This is a genomic window from Xanthomarina arctica (genome assembly GCF_014638915.1).
Taxonomy (GTDB): domain Bacteria; phylum Bacteroidota; class Bacteroidia; order Flavobacteriales; family Flavobacteriaceae; genus Xanthomarina; species Xanthomarina arctica.
In genome coordinates, this window is sequence record NZ_BMFQ01000001.1 from 699,474 (window position 1) to 712,507 (window position 13,034).

Genomic DNA, 13,034 nt, shown 5'->3' on the forward strand with positions numbered 1-13,034 from the left:
CTATAAAATCAAGGCTTACGGGACGAGTGGCTATTATATTTGGGTTCAATAAATTGCTTATTCCTTGTCATAAAAATGTGTTGCATCTTTTAGAAGGAGATTTAGTATTTCTTTTTCTTTTTTAATGCGAGTAGCATCCCAATTTAAGTACTGAGTACAATCTTTAATTACAGCATTTTTAAATTTTGAAATACTGGAAATATTAAAATACAATCTTCCAGTTCGTCTTACAAAAAAATCGGATAGGCTATTAACCATTTCAAAGTGAATACCATACCATAATTCCGCTCTTATTAGGCGTAACTCAGCATTTTTATTCGTAAAAGACTGCATTTTTTTGAGGATAATATCTGTTTGTTTCCCGTAAGTTGAGGTTAAATACCAAGAAAAATAAGCGTCATTAATTCCTGCTTTCTTAAGTTTTTGCTGTAATTTTTTCTGATAGGTTTTTACATCTTTAGATGATATTATCTCTTGTGTAGTAAGCGCAATTTTTTCAGTATATGATTCTTTAAATTTTGAGGCTTGTTTTGTCGTCATCGTTTTTATAACGACATCAATAACGCGATGTGCCATTTTTCTATAACCAGTTAATTTTCCTCCCGCAATAGAAATTAAGCCACTATCAGAAATAAATATTTCATCTTTTCTAGATAATTCTGAAGGATCTTTTTCGGCTTCATGAATTAATGGTCTCAATCCCGCCCAATTCGATTCTATATCATTTTCGTGTAAATTAATTTTTGGAAAAGCAGCATTAACGGCCTCTAGCAAATAGTTAATATCAGCTTTAGTGGTGACCACATGTTCTAAATCACCAAAATAATCGGTATCTGTGGTCCCTACATAAGTAACGCGACCTCTAGGAATGGCGAAAATCATACGGCCATCAGCTACATCAAAATAAACCGATTGTTTTAAAGGAAATTTTTCAAATGGAAAAACAATGTGCACACCTTTCGTTAGATGTAAATGTTTGTTGTTTCTGGAGGCATCTTTTTCACGCAATACATCTACCCAAGGCCCAGTGGCCGAAACAAAATTTCTAGATGTAATGTTTATAATTTCTTCTGAATTGTGATCAAGACATGCAACACTTTTAATTTTTTTTCTAGTATTGTAGTTAAAAGTCTGCATTTCGCAATAATTAAGAATCGTAGCTCCAAATTCGGAAGCTTTTTTAAGTAATTCTATAGTAAGTCGTGCATCGTCTGTTCTGTATTCGGAATAATATCCACTCCCAAGAATTGTTTTAGCATCCAATAAGGGCTCTTTTTCTAGGGTTTCGGTTTTATTTAGCATTTTCCTCCTGTCGTCACCTTCAACACTTGCCAATAAATCGTAAACTTTTAATCCAATGGATGTCATCATTTTCCCGTAAGTACCACCTTCAACAAGAGGCAAAAGCATTTTTTCTGGTATGACTAAATGTGGTGCTAATTTATGAACAATGGCGCGTTCTCTGCCGGATTCCTTTACTAAACCAATTTCTAATTGTTTTAAATAGCGCAAGCCGCCATGAATTAGTTTTGTAGATTTATTACTTGTCCCAGAAGCAAAATCATTTTTTTCAATCAAGCAGGTTTTCATGCCACGTGAAGCAGCATCAAGTGCAATTCCTGCTCCTGTAACTCCTCCACCAATAATAACAAGGTCAAATTTCTGGGTAGTAACTTTTTTAATTTGTTTTGCTCTATTTAAGATAGAAAAAGGTTTGGTTTTCATATATTTTATTGGGCATCATTTATTGTTCTGGTTCTTTTTATAGCATCCAACCAACCTGTATATTTTTGTGTTCTAGTTTTTGAATCCATTTTAGGTGAAAATATTCGATCCACTTCACGAATAGTTTCTATATCTTGTTTTGTCCAAATACCAGCTTTTAAACCAGCAAGCATGGCAGCTCCTAAAGCTGTAATTTCTATCATTTTTGGTCTATCTACAGGAACATTTAAAAGATCGGATTGAAATTGCATTAGGTAATTATTAGCACTTGCTCCACCATCGACCTTTAACCACGTTAGAGGTTTCCCGCTATCTTCTTCCATGGCATTTATAACATCTTTTGTTTGATAAGCTAACGATTCTAGAGTTGCTTTTATGATTTCGTTTTTACCAATATCTAGTGTAATTCCATAGATGGTACCTTTAGCGTTAGCATCCCAATAAGGTGCTCCTAATCCAGCAAAAGCAGGAACCACATATAAATCTTTTAAAGGGGGAATGCTATTGCAAATGTGTTCGGTTTCTTTTACTTGGTTAATTAATTGCATTTTATCACGTAACCACTGGATGGATGCACCACCAATAAAAATACTGCCTTCTAAAATATAATTTTTTGGTTGATCTGGTAAGCTACAAGCTAAAGTTGTAATTAAACCGTTTTTTGATGATACAAAATCTTTTCCATTGTTTAAAAGTATGAAACAACCTGTTCCGTAGGTGTTTTTTGCAATCCCTTCTGCAGAACCACCTTGCCCAAACAATGCTGCTTGTTGGTCTCCTGCTACACCACAAATAGGAATATCTATGTTTTTATATTGTACATGACCAAAACTAGAGGAAGATGTTTTTACTTCTGGTAACATCGATTTTGGAATGTCTAAAGCGGATAATAAAGTATCGTCCCATTTTAAATCTTTGATGTTATACAACATGGTTCGCGAGGCATTGGTATGATCTGTATAATGATGCTTACCGTTTGTAAACTTATAAATTAACCAACTATCGATGGTTCCAAACAGAAGTTTTCCAGCATCTGCTTTTTCCCGCGCACCTTTCACATGATCTAAAATCCATTTTAATTTGGTTCCCGAAAAATAGGCGTCAATGACCAATCCAGTATGCTCTCGAACATAAGTTCCTAAGCCATCATTTTTTAAAGTCTTACAAATATCTTTTGTTCTATTATCTAACCAAACAATAGCATTATAAATAGGTATGCCAGTTTCCTTATCCCAAACCACCGTAGTTTCTCTTTGATTAGTAATACCTATGGTAGCAATATCTTTTGAATGGATTCCAGTCTCTTTTAAAACAGTTTCAAAGGTTTCTTTTTGATCCTGATAAATTTGGTTTGGGTCATGTTCTACCCAACCCGCTTCTGGATAGTGTTGTGTGAGTTCTTTTTGAGAAATTCCTTGGATATTACCTTGAGTATCAAAGATGATAGTTCTAGTACTGGTGGTACCTTGATCGAAAGCGATTATATATTTTTTATTCATAGATGTGCTTTTGAAAAGATCTAATTCTATGGTGGTTTAAAAGACTAGAACATAAAGAACTGAAAATATTCTTTAAATATTAAACTTTCAAAGGAAACTATTTTTAAATCCGTCATGAGTATTGTTAGGCTATATGAATGCTTAATTTCAAAAAGATTTGTAATTTGTCTGAGATTTAAATTTTAAGATTATGGCTAAAAAAGCAGATCAAACGGCATCCTTTATGGTTCGGTTTAACCAGATTATTTTTGAAGAAGATGGAGAATCTAAAGTGCAATGGCGTGGAAAAGTATCTCATGTGCAAGGAGGAGAGGATAAAAGTTTTTCAGATTTCAAAGATGCAGTCGTTTTTATTCAAGAAAAATTGGGAGATTTAACCATGGAAGCCACGAAGGATAAATCGCCAGAATTACAGGATTCGCTATTAAAAAAGAGTTTTTCTTTATGGAAAACTATGGCGAAAGAAGGACCCAAAGTACTTATGGATACCATTAAAGATCCTAGAAAGCAAGTCGCTAACTTACAAGATCAAATAAGTTATTTTGGAGAAGATTTAAAAGATAAAGTACACATCGATCAATGGCGAAATGCCTCGAGGTCCGATTTTAATACCATTAAAGAGTCCATCAGTACTTTGGCTGATGAAATAAAAAAACTAAATGCTAAAGTAGATGCTATGGCTAAACCTGTTAAAACTACTAAAACAACTCGCACTACTAAAAAGAAGTAAGCCCTAAATGAGCCATCTTAAAAACAAACTACAAGAATTAAAACGGTTTCAGGAAGAAGCGAGCATTCGTATTCAAACCTTGGGACAGTTTAATTTGTGGCGCGACAATGAAAAGGTGGATTCTAAACAATGGGGAAGAGATAAATCCATACAATTATTACAGTATTTAATATCTAATAGGCAGCGTCATGCACTTCATAAAGAAAAAATTATGGATCATCTTTGGGAAGAAGGTGACGATCGTGATTTTAAAGTTGCCATGCATGGTGTTAATAAAGTGCTAGAACCAGAAAGACCTTCAAGAACCGAACCTAGTTTTGTAATTAGACAAGGTGTAAGTTATCAATTAGACTTGGAGAAAATCTGGATAGATGTCGAAGCCTTAGAACAATATATTATTATAGGGAATGAAGCTTTAGGTGAAGATCAGGTTATTTCTAAACAAGCCTATAAAGCTGCAATTGCTTTATATCAAGGCGTGTATTTGCCAAATCGCATTTTTGAAGATTGGTCTTCTGAAGAACGCGAAAAAATTCAAGTTTTTATTTTGGGTGCTTATGTTATTCTTGCAGAAATGTTGCTGAACGAAAATCCTTTAGAAAGCATCCGTTTAGCACAATGTGCCATTGCCATAGATAAAACATGGGAAGATGCCTATCGTTTGCAAATGCAAGCCTATATTATTAAAGGTAATAGACCACAAGCCATAAAGGCATATCAAAAATGTGCAGATGTTTTAGATAAAGAATATGGTATCGATCCGCTTCCTGCTACTAAAAACCTGCTTCAAGAGATAGAGAATATTTAATAGTATTCAGTCTCAGTCTCAGTCTCAGTTTTCATTTTCAACTTCAACTTCAACTTCAACTTCAACTTCAACTTCAACTTCAATTCCATTTGTAACTCATTTGTAACTGCCTGATAGTATGTTTGCACCATAATTAATAAACAAGACATTTAAACTATATCATATTATGGCAACTAAAACTAAAAAAACGCAAACAACGCTTATCGATACTACTGCAAAAACAGTTTTAGGATTAGCTACTAAAGCAAACAATTTAGCTTTAAATACTACTGAAAAAGTAGCGCTAAAATCAATTGATTTAACCGAAAAAGGTTTAGGATTTTCTAGTACTGTAATGAAGAAAGGTTTAAAAGCTTCAGCTAAAAATCAAGATTTCGTTTTCAATACCTTAGAAACAGTAAAAGGGAAGGTTGTAAAGTTTCTTCCAAAATTTAAATAATTTTCCAAAATTAAGGTACGCGTCCTCAGGTGCAACTCATTTGTAACTCGCTGATTGTATGTTTGTACCAGAATTAAAACAATAATAATACATAACAACAATATATTATGGCAACTACAACAAAAAAAGCAACTAAGAAAGGTGATAAACCAAGTGTTGCAAAAAAAGTGAATACAAGTTTAATTAATGCATCAATGGCTGCGCTTAGTACAACTGTAGAAAATGGTGAGAAATGGCAAAAATTAGCTTCTAAATTAATTAAGAAGTCTGAAAAAGTAAGAGAGCAACAAATCAATATGGTTTTTGATACAGCTGAATCTGTAAAAGGTCAGTTTGCAACTGGAACGGATAGAATGAAAGATTTAGTTGGTTACGATGCTGCATTAGTTGAAAAAGCTAAAAAAATGGCTATTAATAATCCTGTAAGTAAAAAAATAGTTGGTATTGTAGAAGGTATTACTGAAAAAGCATCTAAAAACCCAATGGTTCAGAAGGCAGAAAAGACTACTGAAGATTTTAAATCTATGGGAAAAGCTAAATTTAATGAGTTGAAAGGAGATGTTTTAAAACAAGCTTCAAAAATCGTTAATAAAGCAGAACATAAACTTGAGGACGCTAAAAAAGAGCTTAAAAAGGATGCAAAAAAAGCAACTAAAAAAGCGGCTAAAACAGATCCTAAGAAAACAACTGAAGCAATCAAAGCTAAAGGGGCAACTAAAGTAAAAGTGGTAAAAGCTACTACTGCGGCAAAGAAAACTAAAGCAAAAGCAAAAGTTGAAACTAAAGTAGCAAATAAAGTAGTTACCAAAACTCAAGCTAAAAAAGAAGTAACTAAAAAAGTTGCAAACATTGAAGCAAAAGGTGCGGAAAAAGTAAAAACCGTAAAAGCAGAAGTAAAAGAAACCATTAAGACATCTGCAAAAGACGATTTAAAGTTAATTTACGGAGTAGGACCAAAAACCGAAATTACATTTAATAATAACGGAATCAATACCTATACAGATTTAGCAAAAATGGAAGTAGAACAGATTGAGGCAATTCTAACAAAAGAAGGAATTACGTTTGGAGCTACAGAAGCTAAAGATTGGAAAAAACAAGCTGAGGTTGCTGTTAAAGATGGTTCTGAAGGATTGGTTAAATGGGTAGAGAGATATAGAACTGCTTAATTAATAACATTAAATATTAATTTATTATGGACACAAAAAAATCAATGCTAGATGCGCCAAAGAAAATGGTATTTAAAGCACTAGATAAAACAAAAAGCACATTAAAATCTGCAAATGGTTTCGCTCTTAATACAACTGAAGAGGTTGTTACTGAAGGAATAATTGTTGCAGAGCAGTGGCAAACTGTTGCTAATAAAGCATTAAATGATGGTTTAAAATTAGCTGCAACACAACAAGACATTGTTTTTGATGCCTTAACAGGAATGAAAAAACATGTATTACTAAGTAAAAAAAGGTTTACTAAGCTTATAGCATAGTTTAAAGTTTTGATTATTATAGTTGGTTAGTTAAACCAAGTTACTTTGTAGCTTGGTTTTTTTTGTTTTAGAGATATTAGTTTTAGCCAAAACGTTTTGTATTTTTAGGACAAATATTTTGGTTGTGGCAAAGAAAAAGAAAATATCAGTTTCAGACATTATAACATTTTATATGGATTACGTGGTTGAACATCAAAGTAAGCCAGAATCGGTTGAAGACTTTTCCTTACTTCACCAATTTGATGATGTTATATTCTATGAGCATTTTACCTCGTTTAAAGATTTAGAAAAAACCATCTATAATGTGCTTTTTGAAAATTCGTTAGTTGTTTTAATGCAAAGTCCGGAATATCATAGTTTCAGTAAAAAAGACAAATTACTGAGTTTGTATTATACCTTTTTTGAAAACCTTTCTCTAAATCGAGAATATGTTGAAGTTTCTTTAAAAGGTTTTGAAAATCAGCTCAAAGCACTTTCAGTTTTTTCAAAATTAAAGCGCAGTTTTTCTGCTTATATTGAGGAATTAGATTTAGAAACATTCAATTTGAATATTGATAGTATTGAAACACTTCAGAAGAAAACCATTAAAGAATCTGCTTGGGTACAATTTTTATTTACAATGAAATTCTGGTTGGATGATACCTCTGAAGCTTTCGAAAAAACAGATATTTTTATTGAAAAATCTCTAAACACTAGTTTCGAATTACTAGAAACCAAAACATTGCATAATATTATTGATCTAGCAAAGTTCTTATATAAAGAGAAAGTAAAATAGTAGCGCTGCAAGCCTTAAATTTTCGGGATTAAAAACCTTGTAGCTCTAAAACGAAACATACAAGCTTAAGTTTATCTTGAGCGATAGTCGAAAGACGAACATAAAATGAAAACACTAAAAAACATACCAATTTCTAAAATCCAACGTGCTTCTAAACTCGTGCAAACGGGAGCAAAAGTGGGAGTGAATTATCTGAAATATTATGGAGATAAAATGGTAAATTCTGAAGCAGATGCCAAAGGTAGATTAGACGAATCCAACGCCACAGATATTTATGACAGCTTAAAAGATTTAAAAGGTTCTGCTTTAAAATTAGCACAAATGCTAAGCATGGAAAAAAACATTTTGCCTCAAGCTTATGTTGAAAAATTTTCGTTGTCCCAATTTTCTGTACCACCTTTATCAGCTCCTTTGGTAATTAAGACCTTTAAAAAGTCTTTTGGAAAATTCCCAAATGAAATATTTGATACGTTTGATTCCGAAGCTAGAAATGCCGCGAGTATTGGGCAAGTACATCGTGCAAGTTTAGACGGAAAACAGCTGGCTGTAAAAATTCAATATCCAGGAGTTGCAGATAGTATATTATCAGATTTGGCAATGGTTAAACCCATTGCAATGAAAATGTTTAATATTAAAGGCGAACATTCTGATGTGTATTTTAAAGAGGTTGAAGGTAAGTTGCTAGAAGAAACTAATTACTTACTCGAAATTGAACAAAGCCAAGAGGTTGTTGCTGCGTGTTCACATATTCCTAATTTGAAATTCCCAATATATTATAAAGATTTAAGCTCAAAACAAATTATTACTATGGATTGGATGGATGGCATTCATCTATCTGAATTCTCAAAAATAAATACAAATCAAAAGCTAGCAAATGACTTAGGACAAGCTTTATGGGATTTTTATATGTATCAAATTCGTGTGCTTAAAAAAGTACATGCAGATCCGCATCCGGGAAATTTTTTAGTATCTGAAGAAGGACAATTAATCGCTTTAGATTTTGGATGTATGAAAACCATTCCCGTAGATTTTTATGAACCTTATTTTGAATTGTTCAATAAAGACGTTTTAGATAATTCGGAATTGTTTCATAATAAATTATTAGAATTAGAAATCTTAAGGAAAGATGATACTAAGGAAGAAATAGAATTTTTCACCCATATGTTTCATGATGTTTTAAGCTTTTTTACGCAGCCTTTTCGTGAAGAAACGTTTGATTTTTCAGATCCAAATTATTTTGAGAAAATTGCAGCAATTGGCGAGCGTTATTTTAAAAGCACCAGAACAAGTAACATGAATGCAAATAGAGGTTCTCGTCACTTTATCTATATGAATAGAACATTTTTCGGTTTATTCAATTTAATGTTCGACTTACAAGCCAAAAATATCAAGATAGAAAATTATAATTCCTTTTAAAAAGCAATTTAAATCTAAATTATTTTCAATCAATCCGTAGATGCTATGCGTGCATAGTATCTATAAAAATAGTGTATCTTGCAAAAGGCATGTTATTTATGATGAGTGTTTTGAATAAAATGATTAATTTTTCAAAATAAAGAAGATGGACACCTAGTTTTAGTAGAATAGCTTAACACAACTAATTAATGGCAAAGAAAATAGATTTAAAGGACATAGTTCAAGATGCATTCGATGCTTCAATCCAACAGATTTCAGGCTATGACGCTGCATTTTTATATGCAGAATCACCAACAAGCCCAATGCATGTTGCTACTTTGAACATTGTAGAAGGTTCTTTAAAATATGAAGACTTTAAAGAAATAGTAGCATCCAAACTTCATTTAATTCCAAAATTCAGACAACGCTTACTAAGTGTGCCAATGAATCTGGATTATCCTTATTGGGTAGACGACCCTAATTTTGATTTAGACTTACATTTAAATCGCATGAAATTACCAGATCCTTCAAATTGGAAGACTCTAAGAGATTTAACATCCTCATTATTTAGCTCTCCTTTAGATTTAAGAAGACCTTTATGGTCTGTTCATTTTATTGAAGGTATAGACGAAATTGCACAAGTACCAAAAGGCTCTGTAGCAATCGTTACTAAAGTACATCATGTTATGATCGATGGTAGCTCTGGAGTTGGTCTTCTTGGCGTTTTGTATGATAGTGATGCAGATGGAAAGAAGAAAAAACGTACCAAACCAAAGCCATTCAATCCAGAACCCTTACCAGATGAGCTTAGCTTATTGTTGAAAAGCGGGTATGGTTTTTTAAAAAATCCGTTTAAAATTCCGAAGACAGTAACCGAAACAGTTTATAGTTTTATAAAAAGTAAAGCGGCTAGCAAATTGAGTATTCAAAAGGAGTTTAGTTCAACAAAATTCCCTGTCCCAATTACCATTTTTAACGGATCAATTTCTGCAAAAAGAACTTGGGGAACAGCTATTTTATCCTTCGATCGAATTAACTCTCTTCGGAAGGTTATGGGTGGAAGTATTAACGACATGATTCTTGTAATTTGTGCAGGAGCTATTCGTCGTTATTTGATAGAAAGAGAAAAATTGCCATTACATCCTCTAGTGGCTAATGTGCCCATTTCAATTCGAAATGAAAATAGTTCGGATATGAATAATCAAATTGCTAATATGATGATTCAGTTAGCAACACATATCGAAGACCCATTAGAGCGTCTAGAATATATCCAAGAGCAAACCATGCTAGGGAAGTCGAGACACAATACTTTAGGTGCAAAAACTTTGGCTAAAATGGCAGATGTTGTGCCTTTTGGTTTAGCAAATTTAGCGGCTGGTTTATATAGTAAATACAATATTAAAGATTTACACAGACCACCTTTTAACGTCACCATAACCAATGTGCCTGGACCAAGAGGACTTTTGTATTTAAACGGTCATAAGGTGGTTTCTATATTTGGTTTAACACCTGTTGTAGATGGTTTTGGACTAATAATCGCTGCTTTTAGTTACAATGGTCAGGTAAGCATTACTACAACTTCAGATGCCAAAACAATGCCAGATGCCGATGTGTTTTCAAGATATATTAGAGAATCTGCAAATGAATTAGAAGACCTAATTAAAAATTTAGGAAAAAGTAAAACATCAAGTAAAGAAGTCAAAAAAGTTAAAAGTAAAAGCACGCCATTTTTTACAGCTTTAAAAAAGTATTTAAAAGATAATCCTAAAGATGTGAAAGCATATAAAGGCGTATATCAAATGCAAGTAGGTTTGGGAGATACTACAAATGGCTGGGAAATAGATCTTACCAAAAGTGTTGCAACAGTTAAGAAATTGAAAAACTTAGATCCAAAATTGTTAGTTGAAATAGAAGACGAAAACCTTTTTGCCTTGTACAAAGGCAAGTTGATTTTAGAAGAATTAAAAATACAAGGACGAATTAAAATAACAGGAAGTGCGGCAAGTAAAACAAAATTTATGAATTTACTTACGGCATTTTTAGAACGATAATAATGCATTATAACACACATATTTTAAAATCTACAGATGGCGAATCCATTTGTTATTATAAATGGGAAGCTAACCCAGAGAAACCTTTTAAGGGCTTAGTTCAAATAGCACATGGACTTGGAGAGCATGCTGGTAGGTATGATAGTATGGCACATCTTTTTCAGGAAGAAGGTTATTCGGTTTATGCCAACGATCATCGTGCCCATGGTAAAACTGCCGAAATAAAACATTTATTTGGGTATTATGATGGTAACGAATATTTTGATGATTGCGTAGAAGACATGCATATGCTATCTGCGCTAATGAAGTCTGAACACCCAAAGTCTAAATTTATCTTATTTGGACATAGCATGGGATCCCTTTTTAGTAGAAAATATGTGACTAAATACGGAGAAGAATTAGATGCTTTAATCTTATCTGGAACAGCAAGTTTTATAAAAGGTTTAGGAAATATTGGTTTAGTTACTGCAACAACAGTCACAGCTTTTCGTGGAAGAGCAAGAGGAAATGAATTTTTGAAATCTTTCTTTTTTGGTGAATTCAATAAAAAATTTAAACCAAATAGAACAAAATTCGACTGGATTAGTAGCGATGAAAAGCAAGTGGATCTTTATGCTGAAGACCCTTACCGAATTGAAGATTTTTCACTTGGGGTTTTTTTAGATATTATTAAAAACTCTAAAAAGTTAAATAAACCTGAAGCATTTGCAGCCACTCCACAAGATTTACCAATTCTCATGTTCTCTGGAGATAAAGATCCGGTTGGCGAAATGGGTAAAGGTGTTAGACGCGTTGCAAAACAATATGAAAAGCAAGGAATAAGTGATTTTACCTTTAATTTATATGAAGGTGGAAGACACGAAATGTTAAACGAAATCAATTCTGAATCTGTTAAGCAAGAGATTATAGGTTGGTTAAATGAACGCACATAAGTTTAAAAATCAATAATGGAAGAGACCCAAATTTTATATCGAATTTTCACGCGTTTAGCAGTTGCTTTAGGTGTTTTAAATGGCCTATCGTTAAAAGAAGCAAAAAAATTGCTGCTTCAGCAAATTAAAGAACACCCATTTGAAAACGAGATTAAAGTACTCATTAATGCCATTAAAGAAGATGAACATGAAAGTATTGAGCAACTCTTAGATAAAACCATATTAGTCTGTGAAGAATTAGGTTCCAATCGTAATTATATAACCTTAGAAATTATTTTAGAGCATATAGCGTCAACCATTTCTAATGATGAAAATCAGGAGGAATATAAATACACAAATTCTATTGTTGAGCGATTCAAAAAAGAAATCACTCTTATCAACAAAAAAATCCCACTACCACCATTATTTAATATGGTTATGGAAACAAGATCCTTGTTAGAATGGTCTTCAATTTATTGTATTTATCCGTTTATTCCAAAACGTATTAAGGGAGAAGGAAAACCAGTTTTATTAATTCCCCCATATTTAGGAGATGATTTTTCGACATCATTTGTTAGAAAATATCTACAATCTCTAGGATTTACAACTTATAAATGGGAATTAGGATTCAATATGGTAAAAGCACACTATATCCCAAGATTAGAAGAGAAGCTACACGATATTTATCAAAAGCACAACGAGAAAGTAAGTATTGTTGGCTGGAGTGGTGGAGGCATATTTGCTAAAATAATGGCGAATAGACATCCAAATCAAGTCGAGCAAATTTTAACTATTGGGTCTCCAATTTGGGGCGTTATGGATATGAAAACACCTGTTTATGGGTTGCTTGAATTCTTTAGGGGAAAATCTTTAAAGGAACGCAATGAACGCTTTTTAGCAGAATTAGAACCTATTCCAAAAGTTCCTGTAACCTGCATTTACACAAAAACAGATGGCTTAGTACCTTGGAAACATTGTATGGAAGCTGAAACTTTTAGAAAGGATATAAAAAATATAGAAGTATTTGGTAGTCATTCCGGAATGGGAGCCAATGCGAGTGTCTTATTGGTTACAGCCAATATGCTAAGTGCTAATATACAAGGCAAAAAAATAAGAGATGTTGGATCAAATATTGAACGCTATTTGTATCCTAATTTTTGGAATAAAGCCCGAAAGGCTTTCAAAATAAAAAAGCCAATTGTACAAGTCATAAAATAA

Annotated in this window: 12 protein-coding genes; 10 read left to right on the forward strand and 2 right to left on the reverse strand. The window is 32.8% G+C overall.

What is annotated here, in order from left to right; translation table 11 throughout:
• Positions 1-57 precede the first annotated feature (57 nt).
• Positions 58-1,725, reverse strand: coding sequence for a glycerol-3-phosphate dehydrogenase/oxidase (locus IEV77_RS03090; RefSeq protein ID WP_188461737.1), 1,668 nt, complete (start codon positions 1,723-1,725; stop codon positions 58-60).
• Between the two features lie 5 nt (positions 1,726-1,730).
• Positions 1,731-3,224 (reverse strand): glycerol kinase GlpK, encoded by a 1,494-nt coding sequence (gene glpK, locus IEV77_RS03095; protein ID WP_188461739.1) that lies wholly within the window; start codon positions 3,222-3,224, stop codon positions 1,731-1,733.
• Between the two features lie 190 nt (positions 3,225-3,414).
• Between glpK and IEV77_RS03100 the strand changes: the two genes are divergently transcribed.
• The 10 genes from IEV77_RS03100 to IEV77_RS03145 all read left to right on the forward strand — a co-directional run bounded on the left by IEV77_RS03100 (position 3,415) and on the right by IEV77_RS03145 (position 13,034).
• Entirely contained in the window at positions 3,415-3,954 is a 540-nt protein-coding gene (locus IEV77_RS03100; RefSeq protein ID WP_188461741.1) for a hypothetical protein, read from the forward strand.
• Between the two features lie 7 nt (positions 3,955-3,961).
• Complete coding sequence (locus IEV77_RS03105; RefSeq protein WP_188461743.1) at positions 3,962-4,762, forward strand: AfsR/SARP family transcriptional regulator; 801 nt, start codon at positions 3,962-3,964, stop codon at positions 4,760-4,762.
• Between the two features lie 166 nt (positions 4,763-4,928).
• Positions 4,929-5,201 (forward strand): hypothetical protein, encoded by a 273-nt coding sequence (locus IEV77_RS03110; RefSeq protein ID WP_188461745.1) that lies wholly within the window; start codon positions 4,929-4,931, stop codon positions 5,199-5,201.
• A 107-nt stretch (positions 5,202-5,308) separates the two neighbouring features.
• Positions 5,309-6,367: a helix-hairpin-helix domain-containing protein gene (locus tag IEV77_RS03115; protein WP_188461746.1), complete on the forward strand. Its 1,059-nt coding sequence runs from the start codon at positions 5,309-5,311 to the stop codon at positions 6,365-6,367.
• A 26-nt stretch (positions 6,368-6,393) separates the two neighbouring features.
• Positions 6,394-6,684 carry a hypothetical protein gene (locus tag IEV77_RS03120; protein ID WP_188461748.1) on the forward strand — a complete coding sequence of 97 codons (291 nt, stop codon included), beginning with the start codon at positions 6,394-6,396 and terminating at the stop codon, positions 6,682-6,684.
• 124 nt (positions 6,685-6,808) lie between these two features.
• Positions 6,809-7,459 carry a TetR family transcriptional regulator C-terminal domain-containing protein gene (locus IEV77_RS03125; RefSeq protein WP_188461750.1) on the forward strand — a complete coding sequence of 217 codons (651 nt, stop codon included), beginning with the start codon at positions 6,809-6,811 and terminating at the stop codon, positions 7,457-7,459.
• A 105-nt stretch (positions 7,460-7,564) separates the two neighbouring features.
• Positions 7,565-8,875 carry an ABC1 kinase family protein gene (locus tag IEV77_RS03130; protein WP_188461752.1) on the forward strand — a complete coding sequence of 437 codons (1,311 nt, stop codon included), beginning with the start codon at positions 7,565-7,567 and terminating at the stop codon, positions 8,873-8,875.
• Positions 8,876-9,063: 188 nt separating this feature from the next.
• On the forward strand, positions 9,064-10,905 hold the full coding sequence (locus IEV77_RS03135) for a WS/DGAT/MGAT family O-acyltransferase (protein WP_188461754.1): 1,842 nt from the start codon (positions 9,064-9,066) through the stop codon (positions 10,903-10,905).
• A 2-nt stretch (positions 10,906-10,907) separates the two neighbouring features.
• Positions 10,908-11,837 (forward strand): alpha/beta hydrolase, encoded by a 930-nt coding sequence (locus IEV77_RS03140; RefSeq protein WP_188461756.1) that lies wholly within the window; start codon positions 10,908-10,910, stop codon positions 11,835-11,837.
• Positions 11,838-11,852: 15 nt separating this feature from the next.
• Positions 11,853-13,034, forward strand: coding sequence for an alpha/beta fold hydrolase (locus tag IEV77_RS03145; RefSeq protein ID WP_188461758.1), 1,182 nt, complete (start codon positions 11,853-11,855; stop codon positions 13,032-13,034).